Annotated in this window: 21 protein-coding genes; 2 read left to right on the top strand and 19 right to left on the bottom strand. The window is 33.8% G+C overall.

Going from position 1 to position 22,858, the window contains the following annotated elements; translation table 11 throughout:
* Nucleotides 1-186: 186 nt before the first annotated feature.
* The 7 genes from CJF12_RS15750 to CJF12_RS15720 all read right to left on the bottom strand — a co-directional run bounded on the left by CJF12_RS15750 (nt 187) and on the right by CJF12_RS15720 (nt 5,811).
* On the bottom strand, nt 187-372 hold the full coding sequence (locus CJF12_RS15750) for a class I lanthipeptide (protein WP_034685886.1): 186 nt from the start codon (nt 370-372) through the stop codon (nt 187-189).
* 84 nt (nt 373-456) lie between these two features.
* Entirely contained in the window at nt 457-642 is a 186-nt protein-coding gene (locus CJF12_RS15745) for a class I lanthipeptide (protein WP_095591183.1), read from the bottom strand.
* Nucleotides 643-726: 84 nt separating this feature from the next.
* On the bottom strand, nt 727-912 hold the full coding sequence (locus tag CJF12_RS15740; RefSeq protein WP_095591182.1) for a class I lanthipeptide: 186 nt from the start codon (nt 910-912) through the stop codon (nt 727-729).
* An 83-nt stretch (nt 913-995) separates the two neighbouring features.
* Nucleotides 996-1,181, bottom strand: a complete 186-nt coding sequence (locus tag CJF12_RS15735; protein ID WP_095591181.1) for a class I lanthipeptide — start codon at nt 1,179-1,181, stop codon at nt 996-998.
* Between the two features lie 84 nt (nt 1,182-1,265).
* A complete protein-coding gene (locus CJF12_RS15730; RefSeq protein ID WP_095591180.1) occupies nt 1,266-1,451 on the bottom strand; it encodes a class I lanthipeptide in 186 nt (61 codons plus the stop codon).
* Between the two features lie 88 nt (nt 1,452-1,539).
* Complete coding sequence (locus tag CJF12_RS15725; RefSeq protein WP_034684239.1) at nt 1,540-3,903, bottom strand: outer membrane beta-barrel family protein; 2,364 nt, start codon at nt 3,901-3,903, stop codon at nt 1,540-1,542.
* A 195-nt stretch (nt 3,904-4,098) separates the two neighbouring features.
* On the bottom strand, nt 4,099-5,811 hold the full coding sequence (locus tag CJF12_RS15720; RefSeq protein WP_034684238.1) for a helix-turn-helix domain-containing protein: 1,713 nt from the start codon (nt 5,809-5,811) through the stop codon (nt 4,099-4,101).
* Nucleotides 5,812-6,188: 377 nt separating this feature from the next.
* Here CJF12_RS15720 and CJF12_RS15715 point away from each other — a divergent pair, with 377 nt between their 5' ends.
* Complete coding sequence (locus CJF12_RS15715) at nt 6,189-8,369, top strand: prolyl oligopeptidase family serine peptidase (RefSeq protein WP_034684237.1); 2,181 nt, start codon at nt 6,189-6,191, stop codon at nt 8,367-8,369.
* Between the two features lie 32 nt (nt 8,370-8,401).
* Here CJF12_RS15715 and CJF12_RS15710 read toward each other — a convergent pair whose 3' ends face one another.
* The 8 genes from CJF12_RS15710 to CJF12_RS15675 form a co-directional block, all read right to left on the bottom strand.
* Nucleotides 8,402-8,773 (bottom strand): hypothetical protein, encoded by a 372-nt coding sequence (locus CJF12_RS15710; protein ID WP_034684236.1) that lies wholly within the window; start codon nt 8,771-8,773, stop codon nt 8,402-8,404.
* Nucleotides 8,770-10,419 (bottom strand): acyl-CoA--6-aminopenicillanic acid acyl-transferase, encoded by a 1,650-nt coding sequence (locus CJF12_RS15705; RefSeq protein WP_034684234.1) that lies wholly within the window; start codon nt 10,417-10,419, stop codon nt 8,770-8,772. Before CJF12_RS15705 ends, CJF12_RS15710 begins: the two co-directional genes overlap by 4 nt.
* Nucleotides 10,420-10,507: 88 nt before the next feature.
* Complete coding sequence (locus tag CJF12_RS15700) at nt 10,508-12,046, bottom strand: phytoene desaturase family protein (RefSeq protein ID WP_034684232.1); 1,539 nt, start codon at nt 12,044-12,046, stop codon at nt 10,508-10,510.
* Nucleotides 12,047-12,259: 213 nt separating this feature from the next.
* On the bottom strand, nt 12,260-13,141 hold the full coding sequence (locus tag CJF12_RS15695) for an LpxL/LpxP family acyltransferase (RefSeq protein ID WP_034684229.1): 882 nt from the start codon (nt 13,139-13,141) through the stop codon (nt 12,260-12,262).
* A gap of 53 nt (nt 13,142-13,194) precedes the next feature.
* Nucleotides 13,195-13,449, bottom strand: coding sequence for an acyl carrier protein (locus tag CJF12_RS15690; protein ID WP_034684251.1), 255 nt, complete (start codon nt 13,447-13,449; stop codon nt 13,195-13,197).
* 4 nt (nt 13,450-13,453) lie between these two features.
* Nucleotides 13,454-14,674, bottom strand: a complete 1,221-nt coding sequence (locus CJF12_RS15685; protein ID WP_034684226.1) for a beta-ketoacyl-[acyl-carrier-protein] synthase family protein — start codon at nt 14,672-14,674, stop codon at nt 13,454-13,456.
* A gap of 85 nt (nt 14,675-14,759) precedes the next feature.
* The gene (gene fabG / locus CJF12_RS15680; RefSeq protein WP_034684224.1) at nt 14,760-15,491 is read right to left on the bottom strand and encodes a 3-oxoacyl-ACP reductase FabG; all 732 of its coding nucleotides are present in this window, start codon (nt 15,489-15,491) and stop codon (nt 14,760-14,762) included.
* Between the two features lie 61 nt (nt 15,492-15,552).
* Nucleotides 15,553-17,073, bottom strand: a complete 1,521-nt coding sequence (locus tag CJF12_RS15675) for an HAL/PAL/TAL family ammonia-lyase (RefSeq protein WP_034684221.1) — start codon at nt 17,071-17,073, stop codon at nt 15,553-15,555.
* Nucleotides 17,074-17,168: 95 nt separating this feature from the next.
* On the opposite strand from CJF12_RS15675, the gene CJF12_RS15670 reads away from it, so the two are divergent.
* Nucleotides 17,169-18,410, top strand: coding sequence for an NAD(P)/FAD-dependent oxidoreductase (locus CJF12_RS15670; RefSeq protein ID WP_034684219.1), 1,242 nt, complete (start codon nt 17,169-17,171; stop codon nt 18,408-18,410).
* A gap of 34 nt (nt 18,411-18,444) precedes the next feature.
* On the opposite strand, the gene CJF12_RS15665 is transcribed toward CJF12_RS15670, so the two are convergent.
* The 4 genes from CJF12_RS15665 to CJF12_RS15650 all read right to left on the bottom strand — a co-directional run bounded on the left by CJF12_RS15665 (nt 18,445) and on the right by CJF12_RS15650 (nt 22,683).
* On the bottom strand, nt 18,445-19,047 hold the full coding sequence (locus CJF12_RS15665; RefSeq protein ID WP_131329526.1) for a hypothetical protein: 603 nt from the start codon (nt 19,045-19,047) through the stop codon (nt 18,445-18,447).
* A gap of 7 nt (nt 19,048-19,054) precedes the next feature.
* Nucleotides 19,055-20,347, bottom strand: a complete 1,293-nt coding sequence (locus tag CJF12_RS15660; RefSeq protein WP_034684214.1) for a phenylacetate--CoA ligase family protein — start codon at nt 20,345-20,347, stop codon at nt 19,055-19,057.
* A gap of 69 nt (nt 20,348-20,416) precedes the next feature.
* Entirely contained in the window at nt 20,417-20,863 is a 447-nt protein-coding gene (locus CJF12_RS15655) for a DoxX family protein (RefSeq protein WP_051887269.1), read from the bottom strand.
* Between the two features lie 125 nt (nt 20,864-20,988).
* Complete coding sequence (locus CJF12_RS15650; protein WP_034684213.1) at nt 20,989-22,683, bottom strand: M23 family metallopeptidase; 1,695 nt, start codon at nt 22,681-22,683, stop codon at nt 20,989-20,991.
* Between the last annotated feature and the right edge of the window lie 175 nt (nt 22,684-22,858).

The following is a 22,858-nucleotide window of genomic DNA, read 5'->3' as shown; positions in this document are numbered from 1 at the left end:
AGCACCTCACTTATTGGCACTTGACTACCTTCTACATCCTTTATAGAAGTAGATTGAGAGCCATTTAATATGTGATTATTTTTTTGTTATCCGTACTACTGAAAATTCATTTGTTTTTCAGTATATTTGTTATAGCATTTTAAAATATGGCCTTCCATTTTTCAGGAAGACCATACTATATATAATTTAAGACACCTGCGTTTGAACAATAATTGTAGATCCTGCAGTTGAACAAGTAATACCTCCGTTACTACAGTCTGCAGCTACTTGATTTTCTCTACTGCCTCCTTTTACAGAAGTTAATTGAGAGTCATTTAATTTTGCAATTGATTTTTTGTTTAATTGTAATGCTGAAAATTTGTTTGTTTTCATTTTGTTTAATTTTAAAGTTAGTTCTCTACTCTTTTATGGATTTTCGAGATACTCCGATTTGATGATTTGATAATAAAAAAGTAATTAAGATACTTGATCTTTGATGATAATAGTAGATCCTGCAGTTGAGCAAGTGATACCTCCGTTAGTACAATCTGCTTCTAATTGATTACCTCTATTCCCTCCTTTTACAGAAGTTAATTGAGTGTCATTTAATTTTGCAATTGATTTTTTGTTTAATTGTAATGCTGAAAATTTGTTTGTTTTCATTTTGTTTAATTTTAAAATTAGTTCTCTACTCTTTTATGGATTTTCGAGATACTCCGATTTGATGATTTGATAATAAAAAAGTAATTAAGATACTTGATCTTTGATGATAATGGTAGATCCTGCAGTTGAACAAGTGATACCTCCGTTAGTACAGTTATCTTCTAATTGATTACCTCTATTCCCTCCTTTTACAGAAGTTAATTGAGTGTCATTTAATTTTGCAATTGATTTTTTGTTTAATTGTAATGCTGAAAATTTGTTTGTTTTCATTTTGTTTAATTTTAAAGTTAGTCTCTACTCTTTTATGGATTTTCGAGATACTCCGATTTGATGATTTGATAATAAAAAAGTAATTAAGATACTTGATCTTTGATGATAATGGTAGATCCTGCAGTTGAACAAGTGATACCTCCGTTAGTACAGTTATCTTCTAATTGATTACCTCTATTCCCTCCTTTTACAGAAGTTAACTGACCGTCGTTTAATCTTGCAATTGATTTTTTGTTTAACTGCAATGCTGAAAATTTGTTTGTTTTCATTTTATTTAATTTTAAAGTTAGTTCTCTACTCTTTTATGGATTTTCGAGATACTCCGATTTGATGATTTGATAATAAAAAAGTAATTAAGATACTTGATCTTTGATGATAACAGTAGATCCTGCAGTTGAGCAAGTGATACCTCCGTTAGTACAGTCTGCTTCTAATTGATTACCTCTATTCCCTCCTTTTACAGAAGTTAACTGACCGTCGTTTAATTTTGCAATTGATTTTTTGTTTAACTGCAATGCTGAAAATTTGTTTGTTTTCATTTTATTTAATTTTAAAGTTAGTTCTCTACTCTTTTATGGATTTTCGAGATACTCCTGACGCGCGTTTATTTTTTATTCTAATGAAAGTCTAATTTGCTCGGCTTTTTTCATCAAACCGTATACTTTTTGAAGCTCCTTTTACCTTACTATTTCCGAAAATGTAGGTAAGACTAAAAGTGAATCTTCTATAATCATTGTATTGATTAAAATTTTCTCTATATCCCGAATACTCTGTATAACCATTGTTTTTAACCGTCCTGAAAGCATCACTCAATACTGCACTCAACTGAAGTTGCTTATTAAATAAGGAAGCTTTTATTCCAGGAGAAAACTCCAATTGATCTTTAACATAGGTGCTGCCAAAAGTAAATGGTAGAGAGTGCCAGAAATTTAGCATAACAAATACCGTTTTAGATTTATTAACAGCGATGGTATTATAAAATGAATACAGAAAAGAGTTCACAGATATTTCCTGAAGCTCAGGGATTAATGGACTCGTTCGACCATTAGAAGCATTCATGTTTGCTGAAAATTCCCAAACTTTGAAAAAGGTATCATAATAGGTAAGGTTTAGCCCAATTTTATTCTGATCATAACTGTTTTCCACTCTATTACTGTAGACTCCATTTAACAACCTTGCAATACTACTGTACCCGTTCTGTGTATATTGATTATATGCCGAAATTGTAAGTTTATTTTTAAAAGTATAGCTTACTTCAACATTATCATTGAATGAGGGTTGCAATGAACTGTTTCCTGTATAATAGATGTAAGGGTTCGTATACCATCTAAAAGGATTAAGCGACTGAAAATCCGGTCTGGTAATTCTTCTGGAATACTTGACAGACAATGAATGATTTGCATTAGGATTATAACTTATATATAACGATGGGAAAAACTTTCCATAATTATTTTTAATGTTATTTTGACCATCATCATTAGTACCCTCCAACGTAGTGTATTCATATCTTAAACCTGCTTTTGCAACCCATTTCTTTCCAAACTTCTTCTCAAGGCTTGCATATAATGCATAGTTCTGCTCTTCATAATCAAATACATTACTGTTTTCCGGGTTGATCACATATCGTCCAGACAAATATTCATAATACCCTACATTTGATTTATTTTTCAGAAAAGTATATTTTCCTCCTGTTTCCACGGTTCCCCAATCATATGGTAATGAAAGATCTGCTTGTCCAGAAAATACGTTGTACTTTAATAAACTCTCATTCCGTACAATCGATTCATTTAAATTTAAAAGGTTTGTAGTAACAAAATCATTCGTTTTATTTGGCTGATTATTTAATAAATTACCTACAACACTTAGTTTTTTTCCTAAAGTATCCAGTTTTAAATCATAATAGGCAGACAAAGTATGAGTAGGAGTCATCCATTTATGCATGGCATGAGTATTCAAAGTAGAGTCAGGTACCAAACCTGTAAAGTAGCGGCTTCTATTACGAGAATCCATTGTATATCTGGAACTTCCATAATCATAGATCACACCTATATTAGAGTTTTTATTAATCTCGTAATCAAGACTATAATTTAAACCTAAACCATATGTTCTGTCTTCTCTTTTTTCTTCTGTGAATATTTTATTAACATCACTTATAAGGTCTCTGCTTCCTACCGGCGAATATCCATTATCATAATGTCTTAACTTTAATGATGAATTTAATTTATTCGTACGGTAATTTATATTTACTCCATTTCTGAAACCATCTTTTGTATTTCTCTGATATGATGTATTCAAACTCCCACTCCATCCGAAATTGGTATTCTTTTTCAGAATTATATTAATCAATCCACTATTTCCTTGTGCTTCATATTTTGCTGGTGGTGTGGTGATCACTTCAATTTTTGAAATGTCATCTGAACGTAAAGATTGCAGATAGTTTGTCAGCTCACTTCCGGAAAGGTTAAGCATTTTACCATTAATCATAACACTTACTCCACTTTTACCAACAATTGAAACACCTTGTTGATCATCCATTCTTATAAGAGGTGTATTTCTCAATGCGTCTGCTCCGCTCATTCCTTGAGAAGCAATAGAATTTTCTAAATTAAAAACCATTCTATCAACTTTCTGTTCTATTATCTTTTTTCTTGAAGTTAAAACAACCCCTTGAATTTCTTTTTCTTTTACTTCTTCATTAATGATTACATCTTTGTTTATATCACCTTTTACAGTAAGTGAATGCGTGTATACTTTTGCTCCATTGTTAAAAACATTTAAAGTATAATCGTTATTCTTAGATACCTTTAAAGTATAATTTCCGCTCGCATTCGTAATAGTATAAAATTTCTCTTTCTGATATTCCGCCGACACCTCCGCATAAGGAATTGCCTCTCCCTTATTATTGGTGATTTTTCCGGAAATACTTTGCGCAGTGAAAAGTGTGTTTAGTCCTAAAAAGAATAATGCAGTAATAGATACCTTAATCGTCATATGTTCAATTTAATATTCTGATTCACATTTTATACGATATATATAAAAGATAAATCGTTGTGTCATTTGTTGAAACAAACTTACACAAGAACATACTAGAAAAAAATTATAAGAATTTTAGATTTATAAATTTATAGGTATAAATTTATAAAAAATAATATTTAAATATTTAAAAAACAGATAATTAACACTTATTTAAGATCGGTTAGTTTTCTCAATTTCCTTGATATAAATAGAGAGTGTAGTACCTGTTTTTTTCTTGAAGGCCAAAGAAAATGCCTGCTCATTATTGTATCCTAATTCTTCTGCAATGACAGATAATTTGTATGACCGGAACTTTTTGTCTTTAATTAACCTGTTTAATGCAAAATCAATTCGAAGATCGTTAAGATAACCCGCAAAGTTTTTTCCTTTATGTGTATTAATAACCTCTGATAAATAGGTAGTATTGGTTTTTATACTTTTAGCTAAGCTGGCTGATGTAATCCCTTTCTTTAGAAAAAGTTCTTTTGTTTCAAAAATCTTTAATTCTTTTAAAATAAATTGTGTTACATCTTCAGGAGTCGTTTTCGTTACCTTATCTTCTATGTCAACTTTTTCGGCGTTTTGAAGCGGAACGATATCCACCTTATTTTCAGGTATTTCAAGACTTCTTTTCTCAATAGATTCAATTAAATCGTGAGCAATTTTTCTATGTTTCTTTTCTATTTTTTTTGATCTATAGTATAATAAAGAAAGTAATAATAAAACTATAGATAACAGCCCAAGAGAAACATACAAAATGATTTTCCTATTTTCTAAACTACTGATAATCCGTTCTTTTTCCTCTAAAAGATTAGGGGTATCATATTTTTGGTACAATTCTGTTGATAGATATTCGAATTGTTCATCCAGCTTCTTATCCACCTTTAAAAAACGATCAATATAATAAAGTTGCTTTTCCTGATCATTAATACTTTTATAATAATCTATAATATAAGTATATACCTCTCGTAATTGAGGAAAAGTTTTATTCGTTTTTTGTACGTTAGCATCTAATTGTGTAAAATATTGTACTGCTTTTGCTTTGTCATTCAAACCATCATACGATTTGCCCAAACTATAGAGTGCATAGTTCTCATTATTATCATTGATACTGGAAAAAAAGTTATAGGCCTTCAACAGCTCACCTATAGCCAATTTGTACTCTTTCTGTTTAAGATAAGAATACCCCGTAAAATAGGAATATTGATTAACACTATATTTGCTTTTACTTGTAAATGTAGATGCCTTTCCTTCTTTAATTAAAATATTAGCGGAATCTAATTTATTAAGCTCAAGATAACAATTAATAAGGCTTACCCGTATTTGATTATGTTGGGTTTCGTTGGTTATATTATTAGAATTATATAAGTAATATCTAAATGTTTTGGCAGCCTTTTCATATTTGCCCAAATAACTATTTAAATAGGCAATATTTATATTAGCATAAGCAATCTGCTTCTCATTTTTTTGCTCTTTAGCATATTGTAAAGCAATAACATAATTGTCTAATGCTTTCTTTAAATAATCATGCTTAAAATATAAATTCCCTTTCATCAAGTATGTCCTGGTAGGATATAAATTTCCTTTTACATCTTTGGTAATAATAGCAAGACTATCAATATATTTTAAAGCAGTAGGAAAATCTTCATTAAAATGCACTAATATATAACCTTCCGCAATCTGAAGATTGTTTTTCTCTTTTTTTGCTTTTTGCAGATAGTATTCAGCAACCTTTTTTGTTTTCAGAGTATCTTCATTTTCATAATACCCATAAAACTTATTCTTCAGCTTATCATAACCCAATGTTTTTAAACTGTCCGTCGATTTATTTTGAGCGAAAAATAAATTACAGAAAAAGAGTAAAAAAAAGTAATTATATTTCATTATTTCGTGAATATCCTACAAATTTACATTTTTATTAGTCAAAAACCAGATAATTGAAAACGAATATTTTACATTCATAAAAATCTGAAAACAAACACATTACAAATAAAACATCCTTATAATTTTATAAATCTATAGGTATATTACGTGTTTCGTCCAGGAAAAAATACTTTCTTTGTCAGGTAATTTAAAACACCAAAAACAATTATGAAAAAGCAAAATCAGGACAACAAGAAATTGTCGTTAAAAAAAGTACAACTAATAAAAATTAGTAGTATGAAAACTATTATTGGCGGAAATGGTAACTTTGGCAGAGACAATGACCCTACGGATCCCACAATTCGCGAAACTATAGGGCAACAATAATTTAGACGCTAATGAAATTAAGAATATTTATTATTACCTGTTTATTATCTATATTCATCAATGCTCAAAAAACGAATTCAGCTATTTCAACACCTGTTGCTGAAGAGTACTTTGGAACTAAAGTAGTAGATGACTATAGAAACTTAGAAAATCTAGATGATCCCCAGACTATTAATTGGATGAAGTCTCAGACTGCATACACTAATTCTGTTCTTGATCTCATTCCTAAAAAAAATTATTATTTAGAGAAAAGATTAGAACTTGATAAAAGACAGGGATATTCTGTTTCTAACCTGAATATAACAAGTAATAATAAATATTTTTACTTAAAGAAAAAAGGAGATGAAAAAGCATACAAACTCTATTACCGTGATACATTTTCCGGAAAGGAAGAATTGCTTTATGATCCCGTTATGTATAAAAAGAGCAATGGAGAAAGCCATGCTTTTGTTATCAATTACATAAGTCCAAGCTGGGACGGAAATAAAATTGCTATTTCTATGTCTGAAAAGGGCAATGAACTGGCAAATCTAATTATCATGGATGTCAAAACAAAATATATTCATCCTGAAGTCATTACAAATACAGCACCCGCCGGTTTCGACGGAATAAAATGGATTGACGATAATAGTGGCTTTTTATATGTCGCTTTTTCTACAACAGATCCTAAGTCTAAGGATTTTTATAAAAATACACGAACCGTATTATACAAAATAGGTACAGATCCAAAGGATGCAATAGATGTTTTTTCTGCTAAAAATAATCCAGATCTAAACATTGCGGATAATCAGTACCCTATGATTTTAAGCTTTAATTTAGATCAGCAATATTATATAGGAATGATAGTAGATTATCAATCCTATAGAAAAACATATATGATCAAGAAGAAAGATTTACTGGAGGGTAAAAAAAACTGGGAGCCCTTATCTGACCCAGGTGATAAAGCAAAAAGTTTTGATGCATTGAAAAATGAGGTTGTTTTCCTTTCGGGTTACAATTCTTCTTTTAATAGATTATGCAAAACAAATATTACTCATCCGGATTTTAAAAATTCAGAAGTTTTAGTTTCTGAGAAAAAAGATGAAATTATTAAAAATTATGAAATAACAAATGATGGTATTTATTATACCACTACCAAAAACGGAGTAGAAGCTAAATTATATCTGTATAAAAACGGAAAAGACATTTCTATTGAACTTCCTTTTCCTTCAGGAAATGTTAGTTTAGAATCCATAGGAACTCATTTTTCTGACATCTGGATAACGTGTTCCGGTTGGGCAAATGAAGAACAGCGTTTTAAATACGATATTAAAACCAATACCTTTAAACCAGAGAATCTTACTCCTATTACAGAATACCCTGAATTCAAAGATGTGGTAGTCAATGAGATTAATGTAAAAGTAAGGGATGGAGAAAGCGTTCCGGTATCTTTAATCTACAATAAAAACCTCAAAAAAGATGGTAAGAACATGATGCTCATTGATAGTTACGGGTCTTACGGGGTATCCTATACTCCCTTTTTTGCAAAAATGTATTTATTATGGGTTAATCAGGGAGGAATGGTTGCCGTAGCTCATGTGAGAGGAGGCGGAGAAAAAGGAGAACAATGGCGCTTAGCAGGTCGTAAAGAAACAAAACCCAATACCTGGAGAGATTTAATTGATTGTACAGAATATCTAATTAATGAAAAGTATACTTCAAAAGATAAAGTAGCTATTTGGGGAGCAAGTGCAGGAGGAATCACTGTGGGTAGAGCGATGACTGAAAAACCAGATTTATTTAAAGCAGTTGTTGCAGAAGTAGGATCGTTAAATACGATTAGAGAAGAAGCTACTCCTAATGGGCAACCTAAAGAATTCGGGAGTGTAAAAGACCCAAAAGAATTTAAAGCTTTATTAGAAATGGATGCCTACCACCATATTACAAAAGGGGTAAAATATCCTGCTACATTTATAACCGGAGGAATAAATGACCAGAGGGTTACTGTATGGGAACCTGTAAAATTTGCTGCTAAATTGATGGCTGCTGATTCTTCCAATAATCCTATACTATTAAAAATAGATTTTGAAGGAGGACATGCAGGAAATGTTCCTGTTGCCCAACGATACGCTAACTTAGGAGACATGTTCGCATTTGCATTTTGGCAGTTGGGTCACCCGGACTATCAGCCCAAAGAAAATGTAAAAAAGTAAACGTACGTTTCATAAATACTAATTCTAAGACTTTAAAGATCACTAAAAACAACATCTGAAAATAGAATAACAGTCAGGATAACTGTGATGAATATTGAGATTATGACCAATACCATTTGTGTAATGGCATACGTTTTAGCTTTATCCTCTTCTTTAAGCTCAAAAGAAAAATTGATTTTATCCGGTCTTTTAATAATCCTCCAGATCAATAATAAAAGTATGATGTTCAATAGGATCGGAAAAAACAAAAATAGCTTACTCCCGGATCCACCTGTATTTTCACTATAACCATGAATCGGAATATTATCAGGAATCGAATGGTACTGACAGATCAGATATCCTGTATACACAATAATGATAATCACCGGTATACTGAATAATAGCTTTATTTTCTTAGAAATCATGGTACTTTTTTAATGCTTTTTCTCAAGTAATGCTTCACATTATTTTGATCAGGTATTGTTGTAATCTCTTTGGTAAGAGCTTTCTCAAATTCAATTTTTGCTTTTTGATAATCTTTCCGATTATAATAATATCTTCCTATCTGGTAATATACCATCCAGAAATCAGGATTTAAAGACTGGTAATGATAAATAAGTCCCTCTGTAAGCACCTCTTTTTTATTCTCAACAACATCATTAATCTGAACTTTCAGCTTTTTATATTCTTCATAATTTTTAAAATCCTCCGATTCTAAAAATGGATCTTTTTCAATATTGAATTGGGACACTGCCAGTTCAGTACTTTCAAGTCTGTAGTCAGAAAAAATTTCATTCAAATCATAACATACAAATTCCCCAAGCTGATAAGGGTTGGAGGATACCCAAACCAAACGTTTTTCAGGTGAAAAAATCACAGCATGATGAGCCAGAAGTTGATTAATGGCTTTTTCATTACCAAAGCCTATTTTCCTGTCTTTTAAGCCAGATCTATTCCTTAGGATTAAAGCCATCTTCTCAGGATTCAATTTTTTATTCTCCTGCAAAAGCTCCTGTAATTTTTCATACCGATATTCAGAATGACTTTCCTGGATATGCTTCTGATTTCTTTTATCATTTTTATAAGAATCAGACTGGAAATGATTGGCACAAAATACCCTGTCTGAATTCGGAGCTTCATATACTCCGAAATTATCCGGTGAAACTTCGATAATGACTGCCTTTTTATCATTTGCGCTTCCAACAAGAATGGATTCAGAAACAAAAACCTTTCTTTTTTTCACAATGGCAATCGCCTCATCAATATTTCTTGCATACTGTAGTATTTCCCTTGTCACAAAAGAAATAGGAGTTTTAGCAGTGAGGGGAACTTTGGATTTCCCCGCATTAATTGTGACGGTCATCCCTTCTTTATTCATTCCTGAAACAACCCCAATCATTCCGGGCCAACTTACAGACATATAAGAAATTCCCTGCTCAGGTTGCACAAATTCAACCAACTTGTTTTCAGCAAAATCATCACCTACGAAAAAATCAAAATTTCTTCCGATCAATAAATCTCCATCTTCCGTATTCTCATTCCATACCGCTAAGGAGGTACAGCCAACCATTGCAAGATCCTGTAAAGCATGTCCGATATCATGAGCCCCATGCAAGTATAGGCTTCTTAAATATCTTGGTGCAATAAAGTTATACTGATCAGATGAGTAGCGGGATAGTCCGTACAACTCAGCCTGATAATCTTCCCGTACATTCAGATACATTTTTCTGTTATACCATTTCAGGAAACCGCGTAATAATTTTTGTTTGAATTTCGAAGGAACAAAACCTGCCACCTTGGAAAAGAAAATACCTTCCTGTTTCTGCATCAGATTTTGGGTCAGTGCTCCATTATTATAGCCTAATTGTAAAGGATTTCCCTGGATATACAATTCCCAAAGCTGTTGCCTGTTTTTTGTTAAATAGTTTCGATTATACGTGAAAGTCGAATCATTGACTTTATTGACTTTTGGAATATCTAATGAGTATTGGTTTATGTCAGGGGCATGATGGATAGATTTTCTGATGCCACAAGAAATAAGATTAAGAAAAAAGAAAAAACAGAATAACATTCTTCGAATCTTGCCATGTCGACATAAAGAGCAATCAATTCCTGGCGATTGATATTTCTCCTTTACATTCCGAATGATCAATCTTATATTATTTCCCTTCATCATTATTTTTAATCATTTGTGTCAGTCGCTCCTCAATCAATTCTTTTCCTAAAATTTCAGCACAGGTATTAAAAGCACCGATGGTACATCCTAAAATTCCGTGCATATTGACAGATTGACCGGTTAAAAATAGATTATCAATCTTTGTTCGTGGCGACACCATAGTCTTCAGAGGCGTACCTGAGCTTTTTTTATAGCCATACATATTCCCTTCGACACTTCCTATATAATCACGATAAGACAGCGGTGAAGAAGTATAAACTTTTTTAATTGATCGTCTTAAATCCGGTATTCTTTTTTCTAAAGCATCAATCATCTGATCTGCCTTCTTTTGCTTAAACATCTCGTACTGCGTTCCTCTCTCATGTTCATCTACAACTGTATTGACTGTTTTCTGCCATGTTGCTACCTCATCAAAATCCATATATGAGATAATTGTCAAACTTTCTGCAAATTCATGATCAGCTTTTGAAGGAGTTGAAGAAAGCATATAAGTTTCAGGCCAGGATTTTTTGTCATAGCGATATGCATTCCATACGAGATCTTCTGAGGAATAATGATAGATATTGTAATTAAAATTGCGAATTGTTCTCGGTTTTAAAACGAGATAAACACTGAAACATGAAGAAACAGGTTCCCAGCTTAAAACCCGGTTAAGAAATGACTTTTTTAATCTGTCCTCTCCTATCAGCTGAATTGTTGAACGGATTTCAATATTGGAAATAAACTGTTTTGCATGATACTCTTTTCCGCCTTTGGTTTTTACACCAATCAACACATCCTCATTATTAAAAATCATTCTGGCAACCTCAGCATGTTTATGAACTTCTGCCCCATATTCCCTTAATTTACGGATCAGCAGCTTAGAGATCTGACTTCCCCCTTTTATACATTTATAAGCACTTTGGATACAAGAATTGACGGTAAGCGCATGGACATAAAGAGGTGTATTTTCAGAATCTCCTCCGTAGAGAAAATTGGAACCTAATAAAACAGACTGAAGCTTTTTATCCTGAGTAATGGATTCAATGAACCTACGGGTATTGAGATGAAGAATCTCTTCATTGTACTGATCTTTTCCGGTTACATTGTATCTGGGAAAATGGTTACATACGTACTGTATACCCTCGCAATACCTTTCGAGGTTTTCTTTTTCATCCGGAAAAAACTTTGACAATTGAAGTATAAAGTTATCGTAGCCCTGTGCATGGGGATAATCTATCGGATCACCATCAAAAGTAATCTTATCATATCCATCTTCATCCATTTTATGAATATCCAGTTCATTCATTATTTCCAGATAAGAAAAGTAATGATAAAGATTTTGCCCCTTTGACAGTCCACCCAGATAATGAACTCCGGTATCAAAAATAAGCTTATCACGGGAAAAAGTCTGGAGATTCCCTCCAAACTGATTATTTTTCTCCAGAACACATACCTTTAGACCTTCTTTCGCCATAATCACAGCAGAAACAAGGCCTCCTAATCCACTGCCGATTACAAGTATGTCATATTCTTTTTTCAAGGAGAAAGGTTTCTTTAAAATTAAGACACTCAGAGATTAAAATAATTAAGTAACAAACCCATTTGTTTTTACAACATTTTAAACTTGTCTGGATCATTTTAAAAGCTCCAAACTCTATAATGAGTAGAATATAACTTAAATATCTTAACTTCTAAAAGAATCTTAATGGTTGAGGCTTTTGTTAGTTAGTTTTCGAGTCTAAAAATAGAAAAATTAATCGATATCATCCCAAAAATCAAAATAATTGAACCATTGAAGGGGATATTTATAAAGCATAGACTCAAGATTTTGTACATAGGAGTTGAGTAGCCCTTGAGCATCACGTTTTTTTACCTGTGCGACTCTTGCATACAAATGATAATGGAGATTTTTCTCTTTCATCACATACACATACATTACAGGAACACCTAATCTTGACGCAATCAGAAAAGGCCCTGCCGGAAATTTGGCACTTTTTCCTAACATCTCTGTTTCAAGAAATTTTGATCCTTCAAAATACCGGTCACCTGTAAAGCAAATCAACTCGTTATTGGATAATGCTGCATTAATATCGAAAATATGGGACATATCATCTTTTACATAGATGAACTTAATGTTGCTTTTCTTAACAGCAACACTGTCAAGGTATTGTTTAATCACTGTAACTTCCTGATCTGTAGTTACAAGGTTAATCTGGCAATCAAAATCAATATCTGCAAAAAAGTGTTCTGCGATTTCGAAATTACCAATATGAGCACTGATCAGAACTCCTCCTCGTTTTTCATTAAGAAGGTTTTTAAGATGTTCTATTCCATCAAATTCATAGGTAAACCGATCTCTTAATCCAACAGAAATAGCCGTTTTATCAATCAGTACTTTACCAAAAATAAAATAACTTTTGAATACCGAAAGTTTAGACTTCCAGAATCCATAGTTTAATCTCTTGTTGAAATAATAAAAAATATACTGATTACTTTTTTTAAGAAATAAAAAATAATAGGTCGCTACAAAATAAAGAACAAAATAGGAACTTTTAATACCGATATTTCTAATACAGTAGACAAATATTTTATATCCTAATATTGTCCCTTTAGATTTACCTTTCCATTTGTTCATCCTTTATCCGTAAAATTTTTGAGGAAATTAATAAAGTAAAGTTTCAGCCAATGTTATGCAGTTTTATTGGCTATTTTATGCTCTATAGTCGTATAAAAGTCATCAAATGTGACCATTCTTTTAAAGTCTGCTTCTCCTAATTTCACGCCGAAATTAGATTCAATGATCACTACCATGTCAATATAATCAAGACTATCCAATCCTAAGGTCTTCTTAAGATTTGCATCATTGCTTATTTCATCACCATCTACCTCAAACTCGTTGATCAAAAAATCATTAACGATAGCAACAATTTTTTCTCTTTCCATGTTTTTAATCAAATTTTTTAACAATTAGTGCGGAATTGGTTCCCCCAAATCCGAAAGAATTCGACAAAAATACGTCAATTTTTTGATTTTTTGTTTCAGCGATTAAATTTATCCTTTTTGCCTCATCATCGGGATTTTCAAGATTAATATTCGGTGCTACAAAATCATTTTGCATCATCAGCATAGAATAGATCACCTCACTAGCTCCCGCCATCCAGCATTCATGCCCCGTCATAGATTTGGTAGAACTTACAGGAACTTCCGCTCCAAAAATTTCGTAAATGGCTTTTGCCTCGTTGGCATCACCAATCGGAGTAGAGGTTGCATGAGCATTAATATAATCGATATCTTCTGCTTTTAATCCGGATTGTTTTAAAGCTCTGTCCATTGCTAAAGCAGGACCATCAACATTAGGTGTAGAGATATGCCCACCGTTTGAAGAAAAACCATATCCAATAATTTCACCTAAAATAGGCACTCCTCTTCTTTGTGCAGATTCCAGACTTTCCACTATTAAAGTCGCGGCTCCTCCACTGGGAATAAGCCCGTCTCTTGCTGTATCGAATGGTCTTGATGCTTTCTCCGGCTTATCTTCTCTTATGGAAAAAACGCCTAGCCCATCAAAGCTTGCCATTGAGTATTTATTCGTTTCCTGCGCTCCTCCGCAAACAATTATATCTTGTAACCCATTCTTAATCATAAGATAAGCCAATCCCAAAGAATGAGATCCACTCGCACAGGCTGCACTAATGGTAAGGTTAATTCCTCTCAGCTTAAAGATCGTTGAAAGGTTCATAGTCACCGTGGAATTCATCGATTTAAAAATCGCTCCGGACCCCATTAAAGTAGTATCTTTCTTTTCTCTTGCAATGTCAATCGCGTCAACAACGGCTTGTGAAACACTGTCATTCCCATATAATATACCCACTTCATGCTGATCAAGGAAATCATCTTCGATCCGGGCTTGTTTTAATGCATCTACTGTAGCCAGATACGCATACTCGCTCTCTTCACCCATGCTTACCCGCTGCCTCCTGCTAAGAAGCCCTTTCAGCTCAGGTTTCGGAACACGTCCCGTTAACCCCGATCTATATCCAAAATCTTTTCTTTCCTGTTCTAAAACAATCCCGGATTTTCCTTGATATAGGGACTCTTTCACCTCTTCTAAAGAAGTTCCGATGCAAGAATAAATTCCCATCCCGGTAATCACAACCCTATTTTCCATGTTATTTAATTGAAACAATGTATCAGTCTAGCAATGTAATAATGATTTAATTGGTACACTGGTAAATTGTTATATTGCTACATTATTATGAATAAATTCCACCATTAATATTAATCACTTCTCCTGTAATATAAGAAGCTTTACGGGAGGCTAAAAATGCAACCAGGTCCGCTACTTCATCCGCTTCGCCAAATCTGTTCGCAGGAATCATTGCCTTCAATTCGTCTTCATTAAAATCCTGAGTCATATCTGTTCTAATAAATCCAGGTGCTACAGCATTTACTGTAATATTTCTCTTGGCAACTTCCTGGGCAAGTGCTTTTGTAGCTCCTACCAAAGCTCCTTTTGCGGCCGAATAATTGGTTTGTCCGGCAGTTCCTTTTACTCCGGAAACTGAAACCATATTGATAATTCTACCGTATTTATTACGCAACAACTTCTGAATAAAAAAGTTCGTTACATTGAAAAAACCATTTAAGCTTGTATTGATCACACTGTTCCAGTCTTCACTTTTCATCCACATAAATAATCCATCTCTTGTAATCCCCGCATTATTGACAATAACTTCAACAAGTGCATCTGGATTTTCTTCCTGCCACTTTTCTAATATGCTCAAAGTTTCTTCAGCGTTTCCTACATCAAACTTAAGGATTTCTCCTGTAGCACCAAGTTCTTCAACTTTGGCCAGTGTTTCCTTTGCTGCCAACTCATTTGAAGTATAATTGATCAATATATGGTAGTTTTTGTCTTCCGCCAGTTTTATACAGATGGCCCTTCCAATACCTCTAGAACCTCCTGTTACAATTGCACATTTCATGTGTTTTAGTGTTTTAAATATTTTTCCTCCTTAGTAATTGACAATTTATGGTACCGAATGGTTACATCGTCTTCAAATATTTTTTTACTTCTTCCAGATAAGGATACATTACCATATCATCAGAAAAAGCAGGTATGATTTTTCTTACCTCATCATACAACGTCCTTGTAGATGAAGAAATTTTATCCTGAAAACCAAGATATTCAATAGCCTGAACAATAGTAATTGCTTCAATCGTCAGTACTTCAAAAGCATTTTCAATAACCTTTCTGCAAATTACGGCAGCGTTGGTTCCCATACTTACGACATCCTGGTTATCATTGTTATTAGGAATACTATGCACATACATAGAGTTGGATAACATTTGGCTTTCAGCAGTAGTAGAAGTAGCCGTAAACTGTACTCCCTGCATTCCAAAATTAAATCCTAATTTACCTAAATTTACGAAAGGAGGTAGAATTTCATTAATTTTTGAGTTTAAAAGATAGTTCAGTTGTCTTTCTGCAAGCATAGTCAGTTTTGTAACTACCAGTTTCAGCTTATCCATTTCTAATGAGATGTAATCTCCATGAAAGTTTCCGCCATGGTAGACATGCTGATCTTCAACATTAATGATCGGATTATCATTGGCAGAATTAATCTCATTTTCAAGAACCTTTTCAGTATATTCCAAAGTATCTAAAACCGGTCCCAGAATCTGAGGAACACATCGTAAAGAGTAATACTCCTGAACCTTTTCTTTAAATACTTTTTCTTGTTCTTCAAAATGGGTATACAGATGATCCTCTCTTTTTCTGATCAGTTTACTATCAGATAGACGTGCCCGCATTTTCTCAGCAACCTTCTGCTGTCCATAATGTCTTTTCGTACCGTTCAATGCTTCTGACAAGTGGTCATCATATGCCTGAACAATCTCATTAATTGCACAGGAAAGTTGTATGGAGATTTCAGTAAGCTGATTCGCTTTATAAGCGTTTACCGCTCCAATACCGGACATAACGGATGTCCCGTTCATTAATGCCAAACCTTCACGAATTTCAACCTTTATGGGTTCTAAATTTTCTGCAGCAAAAACGTCTTTGGTATTTCTTCTTTCTCCCTTATAAAACGCTTCCCCTTCACCAATCAAGACCAAAGCCAAATGTGCCAGCTGTACTAAATCACCGCTTGCGCCTACTCCACCGTGTTCAAAGATTAACGGTATAATATTTCTGTTTATCAACTCTTTAAGTAAGTAAATCACAGAATTATGCACTCCTGAATTTCCTAATGACAAAGTATTAAGCCTCGCCAGCATAGATGCCTTAACTTCTTCTGCCGGTAATGGATTTCCAATTCCCGAAGAGTGGCTTCTTATTAGATTATATTGAAGTTGATGCTTATCTTCATCACTGATTTTAAATTGAGCCATCGGTCCAAATCCCGTATTGACTCCATATATTACTTTATTCCTTGAGAATTCTTTTAAAAACTGAAAACTTGCTTCTACTCTGGTTAAAAGTGTTTCATCCAGCTCTATTTCTTCATTCCTGATAATTATGTTCTGAAAATCCTTCAGCTCTAAAAAGTTATTTATTTTCATCGATTAAAGTAATCTAGATAATTTTATAAATATTAATTATTTGTCACTAATTTTGCGGCAAAGATAGAAGTTATTATTAAAATAAAAAATCAAAGATGGGTAAAGAGTTTGTTGACGTTCTTGTAATAGGCGCCGGACCTTCAGGCTGCGTATCTTCCTCATACTTAAAGAAGAACAATATCAACGTAAAAGTTGTTGAGAAAACAAAATTCCCCAGATTGGTTGTTGGTGAAAGTTTAATTCCAAGAGTAATGGATCATTTTGAAGAGGCAGGGCTTTTTCCCGCACTGGACAAAATGGGTTTCGAAAAAAAGCTTGGAGCACGCTTTTTAAGAGGGGATGAAGTTTGCCTTTTTGATTTTAGCAATAAGTTCGGAGAAGGATGGGATTGGACCTGGCAGGTTCCGAGAGCTGACTTTGATTATACTCTTGCCCATGAGGTCATCAACAAAGGTATTGACCTTGAATTTGAAACAGAAGTAACCGACATTATATTTAATGGTACAGACTCTATCACTACGGTAAAAAACAAAGACGGAGAAATTAAAGAAATCCACTCAAAATTCGTGATTGACTCTAGTGGTTACGGAAGAGTTTTGCCCCGTCTTCTTGACCTTGAAAAACCATCAAAACTATCTCCCCATTCTGCTATCTTCTCTCATGTCCAGGATATTAACAGAGAAGAAGGAACAGAAGGCACTTTAATTTCTTTCGACATTATCGAAACAGAAGTATGGTTATGGGTAATTCCTTTTTCCAACGGAAATACAAGTGTAGGAATTGTGGGACCAACAGATTATATTGAGAAACTGACTGAAAACGGAGACACAGCAGAAGCACTAAGAAAGGCAATTTCACTTTCTGATTATTATACCAATCGTTTTGGGAATGTTGATTTTCTTTTTGAACCCAGAAAACTGATAGATTACTCCTGCTCTGTAAAAAAATTATACGGCGACGGATTTGCACTAACGGGAAATGCATCTGAGTTTTTAGACCCCGTATTCTCATCAGGGATGGCATTTGCAACAGAATCGGGAATGCTTGCTGCAAAATTGGCTATCAGACAATTAAACGGTGAAATCATAGACTGGCAAAAAGAATATTCGGATTATATATTGTATGGGGTAAGTGTTTTTACCACCTATGTTAAAGAATGGTATACTGGCAATCTACAGGAATTGTTTTTTCACAGACCAGAAAACGAAGATGTTAAAAGAAAAATCTGCGCTGTGCTCGCCGGATATGTTTGGGATAAAGAAAATCCTTTTGTAAAAAAACACGATACAGTCATTAAAAACCTTGCTAATCTTATTAAAATGGAAACAAAACCATAAAATGTTCTGAAGATAATAGTAAAAGAAAATATTTTTATTTTTTCTTTGTATAAAAATTCACTTTCAAGGCAAGCATTTTAGAGGTTTTTGCATAACATTCTGCCACTCGGTAATTATGATTCGGAACACCAAAACCGTTATCCCCCTTAGCCTTTATTCCCTCAACTACCATCAAAACATGATCTGGATTATCTGTTTCCACAAAAGTCAATCTACTGTTCAACAAAGCAACGTCACTCGAAAAAGGCATAAAGAAACCAACATGAATCCATTTGGGTTCTACGATTAAAGTATATTTCGTTCTTTCAAATTTCGTAGATGCTTTAATGTCTGTATTTTTATTCCAAGATTCTAAGAATTTATCCGGGAATGTATTTTGCTTGGTATATTCCCAATCAGCTTTCCACTTTTCAGCTTCTTCTTTCCCTTTTGATTTCTCTATCTCTTCCATCCTTTTTGTGATAAATTCCTCCTCAGTCAAATTCTTTTTTTCGAATTTAACATCATTGAATTTAAAGACTACTTTCAAAAATTTTTCGCTTTTCAAAAAATCATAATCTCCAGAAATCACTTTTACTCTCTGAGACATCAAGCTTGTTGAAATGGCTAGTAATAGAAATAGTAGATTTTTCTTCATATTGGGGTTATCTGAGATCAATAAATGTTATAGGCTTTCTGCTGTTGGGATGATAGACAATTTTAGACAGAACATCAAATTCTACAATTTCAATTTTAGGACTCACTCTCAATTTTGCACGGAAATGATCCCTTACTTCGTTCACTAAATTTTCACATTCTCCCTCTGCACTAACCTTAATGATGATTTCATCCAACCCGATTTCATTGGACAGGATAACAATTTGATAACAAAGGAGATTGTTAAAATCATTTAAAATATCATTCATTGCAGGTGGATACAAAGTCGTCCCTTTATATTTAATCATCTGTTGCTTTCTTCCGATAACCGGACCCAGCCTCATCGTTCTTCTTCCACATTGACAAGGTTCATAATGAGCTTTTACAATGTCTCCCGTTTTAAACCTGAGTAAAGGAATGGCCTCAACTCCTAAAGTTGTAATCGTTAACTCTCCACTTTCTCCTTCTTTCACGGGGTTTTCTTGGTCATCAAGAATTTCAGTGATAATAAGTTCCGGATGATGGTGGCCTCCGATTTGAAATTCACATTCTGTAAAAGCAGTGCTCATTTCTGTAGAAGCATAAGTAGAGAAGAGCTTAATATCCCATTTTTCTTTTATTTTCTGAGAAAGAATATTATCGGTAAAATCCTGATTCTTGATGCTTTCACCAATACAAACAGCACCATATACACTAGAGTTTTTATAGTCCAGCCCTCGTTTTTCGGCATAATCAATCATTTTTAGCAAAAAGGAAGGAACTGTAATCAGGTATTTGGGCTGATATCTAAAAATAGAATCCCATTGTAATTCCGGAATTCCAGGTCCCATTCTTACGACGCTTGCCCCCATCTTTCTTAAACCTAAGAAGTAAGCCAAGCCTGCCATAAACCGTTTATCAATAGTCGTAATCATCTGTACCACATCCCCTTTCTGTATTCCGGCACACGCAAAAGAGATCGCTTCGTTATAAGCGAGTCTTTCAAGATCTTTATCTGACAAACCGAACGTTACAGGATCTCCTAATGTTCCCGATGTAGTACTGTAATCTACAATCTCATTGTTGGGGATACAGAAAAAATCATGATTATGCTGCTGCAAATCATTTTTTGATGTTGTCGGAATCTTCTGTAAATCTTCTAGAGACTGAATATCACGGATATTGATGCTATTTTCCTTAAACAGCTTTTGATAAAACGGTGAATGTTCTTCAAGATAAACTAAAAGTTCCCGAAGCTTCTTTTCCTGAAATACTTTAATTTCCTGAACATCTGATTTTTCGATTGATGGATAAAATTCCAATGATTTTGATTTTAAGTAACAAATTTATTAAAACTTAAGCACAATTATAGTATAGAATCCAAAATCAAATTAAGCTTTAGTCTTATGAAATAATAAGGCATCTAAGCTAAATCGTCCACCACCTACAATCAGAAAGACCACAAAAAACAGCCAATAAAAAAAGGTAATTTCCCCCTGGTCATAAGGAAATATTTTCCAGTTCTGCCCAAGAGTTACAGCAACCGATAAAACAACAAGAAGAATCGCTGATGATAATCTGGTCAATAATCCCAATACTAAAAAGATTCCGAAAATCAATTCTGAGCCCTTTGCTAAGTATAGCATCAACTCTGGGTTAGAAAATCCTAAGCCGGTCTCTCCAAAACCTACCCTCGCTTTTTCAAACCATTCTGAAATAAAAACATCTTTCCCATACCAGGCAATCCAACAGCCAACAATAATTCGGACAATAACCAATAGATCAGTTTTAGGGGGTGCAAATAGCAGGCTTTTAAATTTTGGAAGTAGTAGACTCATAGGTGTTTCTTATTTTTAATTAACTTTTTTTCTTGTAAAATATTCTCTATCTTAAAAAATAATGCAAACTTCTGTAGATATTTTGTTTGGAGAGGCTAAGTTATCTGTTGATAAATTCAATTATGCTATCTCTGAAATGTAAAAGTTTGAACGTTTGTGTTTCCCGCAGTGTTGGTTGTCGTAACTTTTAAAGTATGGCCACCTGAACCCTTGGGACATTTTTCATCAAAAACATAAACAAAATCATTTTTTACCCGGGCAAAACGCAGCCATTGTCCATCCAGCTCAGCAACCAATGATACAATATCGCCTGTTTGTGTAGTTCCTTTAAGCCTTAGAGAACCACCATTAACAATTGCTCCATCTTTCCAGCCTGAAGGCGATACAAGAGGTAAAGTATTATCCAGCAATAATGTTACAGTTCCTAACCTCTTAAACTCTCCTTCAACCCACTCCCCGTTCCATTTTCCTTTGACCACATCCGTATCGCTCCCATAAAAAAGCTGCATAACCACTTTATCTTTCTCATCATTGTTCAGCTTTCGGTTAGGTTTTATTCTTATCGTATAATAATCATGAACCGGAATATAGGGGTTGTGGAGAATAATAGCATTTGAAACTACACTGCCTCCGCCATCGGATTTTTCATACATATCGAAAGGTACTGCATCATATAACGCATTTTTACTAAGTATCAGTTCCGCATTTTGTGTCCTAAACGTTTTTGCTTCATTGGCCTTTGCAGTCTTTCCTTCAGCAGGAGAGAATGGGTGTCCTTTTTTACTTAGCTGAATTTTTGTGGTAAGATGGCTCGTATTTCCTTTTACATCTTTCAGTACGATTTTAATGGTATGAACCGCCTCATCCTGCAAGGTAATAATTCCGGTTTCATTAGGTAAGCTATACCCTTGCAGCTTCATTCCAGGTAAAGAAGATAAATGCTGAATACTCATTTTATCTCTTGCAAATTTTGTATAATCAATGCAGCCATTAAGATAGCGGGTATCATCATAGCTGACTTTATCAATACTAAAACTATAAATCAACTGGTCATCCAGGAACAATTCTGCATTATAAATCCCGAGGTTAAATCCCTGATTAGCTTTATCGAATGCTTTTATAGCAAAGCTGATTGACGGTGAGCTAACCTGTACAATATTGGTAGTATAAACATTTCCCAACTTCTTCACAGCAATTGTATTAGCCCCGGGTTCATAAGTACTGAAGCGCCTGTCATACCAATACAATCCACTGATAACAGGAGCTACATTATCCGGAATATTAAACCCGAAAAGTAAAGGATTGATGCACTCTTCCGTTTTCGTATCTCTTATTTCGAAATGCAAGTGCGGACCGGCAGAACCTCCCGTATTACCACTTAAAGCAATAAGCTGCCCTTTTGTTACCGGGAATTGTTTAGGAGAGAAAGTAATATCCTGTTCCCATTTTTTATCTTTGTATTGCTGTGCTTTTACATTTTCGTCCAACTTATCAAAATACTTATTTAGGTGAGCATACACCGTCGTATATCCGTTAGGATGCGTGATGTATACTGCATTTCCAAAACCGTAACGCTCTGTTTTAATCCGACTTACATAGCCATCCGCCGCTGCTACTACAGGAAGGTTTTCCCTACTATTAGTCCGCATATCCAATCCCATATGAAAATGATTTGAGCGAACCGCACCAAAGTTAGCAGTCAATTGGATAGGAATATTGAGTGGGTTTCGAAAATAATTTTGTGGATAATTATTCTGAGCCTGTACTATGATGCCAGCTATGAAACAAATAATAGATAAGAATTTACAACAGATTTTCATTTAACATTTGGTTTTGTGAGTTATTTAAATATACGAAATGTAAATTTACTATTCATTTTTTTTAATGCTCACTAATTAAACCGACTGAAAATATTTTTTTGAACCCCACAGATGATCACGTATAAAAATATACGAGAGTTTAACTAAAAAAACATTTGCCTTTTAGAGAACTAAA

The sequence above is a fragment of the Chryseobacterium piperi genome (assembly GCF_002285635.2).
GTDB lineage: Bacteria > Bacteroidota > Bacteroidia > Flavobacteriales > Weeksellaceae > Chryseobacterium > Chryseobacterium piperi.
The sequence above is the reverse complement of the archived record's forward strand: the minus strand, read 5'-3'. Positions and strand labels throughout refer to the sequence as shown.

Coding starts and splice junctions, on each gene's coding strand:
- CJF12_RS15730 (WP_095591180.1), bottom strand. CDS start 1,451: ATGAAAACAAACAAATTTTCAGCATTGCAGTTAAACAAAAAATCAATT.
- CJF12_RS15715 (WP_034684237.1), top strand. CDS start 6,189: ATGAAATTAAGAATATTTATTATTACCTGTTTATTATCTATATTCATC.
- CJF12_RS15735 (WP_095591181.1), bottom strand. CDS start 1,181: ATGAAAACAAACAAATTTTCAGCATTGCAGTTAAACAAAAAATCAATT.
- CJF12_RS15710 (WP_034684236.1), bottom strand. CDS start 8,773: ATGATTTCTAAGAAAATAAAGCTATTATTCAGTATACCGGTGATTATC.
- CJF12_RS15665 (WP_131329526.1), bottom strand. CDS start 19,047: ATGAAGAAAAATCTACTATTTCTATTACTAGCCATTTCAACAAGCTTG.
- CJF12_RS15695 (WP_034684229.1), bottom strand. CDS start 13,141: ATGAACAAATGGAAAGGTAAATCTAAAGGGACAATATTAGGATATAAA.
- CJF12_RS15750 (WP_034685886.1), bottom strand. CDS start 372: ATGAAAACAAACAAATTTTCAGCATTACAATTAAACAAAAAATCAATT.
- CJF12_RS15675 (WP_034684221.1), bottom strand. CDS start 17,073: ATGAAAATAAATAACTTTTTAGAGCTGAAGGATTTTCAGAACATAATT.
- CJF12_RS15670 (WP_034684219.1), top strand. CDS start 17,169: ATGGGTAAAGAGTTTGTTGACGTTCTTGTAATAGGCGCCGGACCTTCA.
- CJF12_RS15690 (WP_034684251.1), bottom strand. CDS start 13,449: ATGGAAAGAGAAAAAATTGTTGCTATCGTTAATGATTTTTTGATCAAC.
- CJF12_RS15745 (WP_095591183.1), bottom strand. CDS start 642: ATGAAAACAAACAAATTTTCAGCATTACAATTAAACAAAAAATCAATT.
- CJF12_RS15725 (WP_034684239.1), bottom strand. CDS start 3,903: ATGACGATTAAGGTATCTATTACTGCATTATTCTTTTTAGGACTAAAC.
- CJF12_RS15705 (WP_034684234.1), bottom strand. CDS start 10,419: ATGTTATTCTGTTTTTTCTTTTTTCTTAATCTTATTTCTTGTGGCATC.
- CJF12_RS15685 (WP_034684226.1), bottom strand. CDS start 14,674: ATGGAAAATAGGGTTGTGATTACCGGGATGGGAATTTATTCTTGCATC.
- CJF12_RS15720 (WP_034684238.1), bottom strand. CDS start 5,811: ATGAAATATAATTACTTTTTTTTACTCTTTTTCTGTAATTTATTTTTC.
- CJF12_RS15655 (WP_051887269.1), bottom strand. CDS start 20,863: ATGAGTCTACTACTTCCAAAATTTAAAAGCCTGCTATTTGCACCCCCT.
- CJF12_RS15740 (WP_095591182.1), bottom strand. CDS start 912: ATGAAAACAAACAAATTTTCAGCATTACAATTAAACAAAAAATCAATT.
- CJF12_RS15650 (WP_034684213.1), bottom strand. CDS start 22,683: ATGAAAATCTGTTGTAAATTCTTATCTATTATTTGTTTCATAGCTGGC.
- fabG (WP_034684224.1), bottom strand. CDS start 15,491: ATGAAATGTGCAATTGTAACAGGAGGTTCTAGAGGTATTGGAAGGGCC.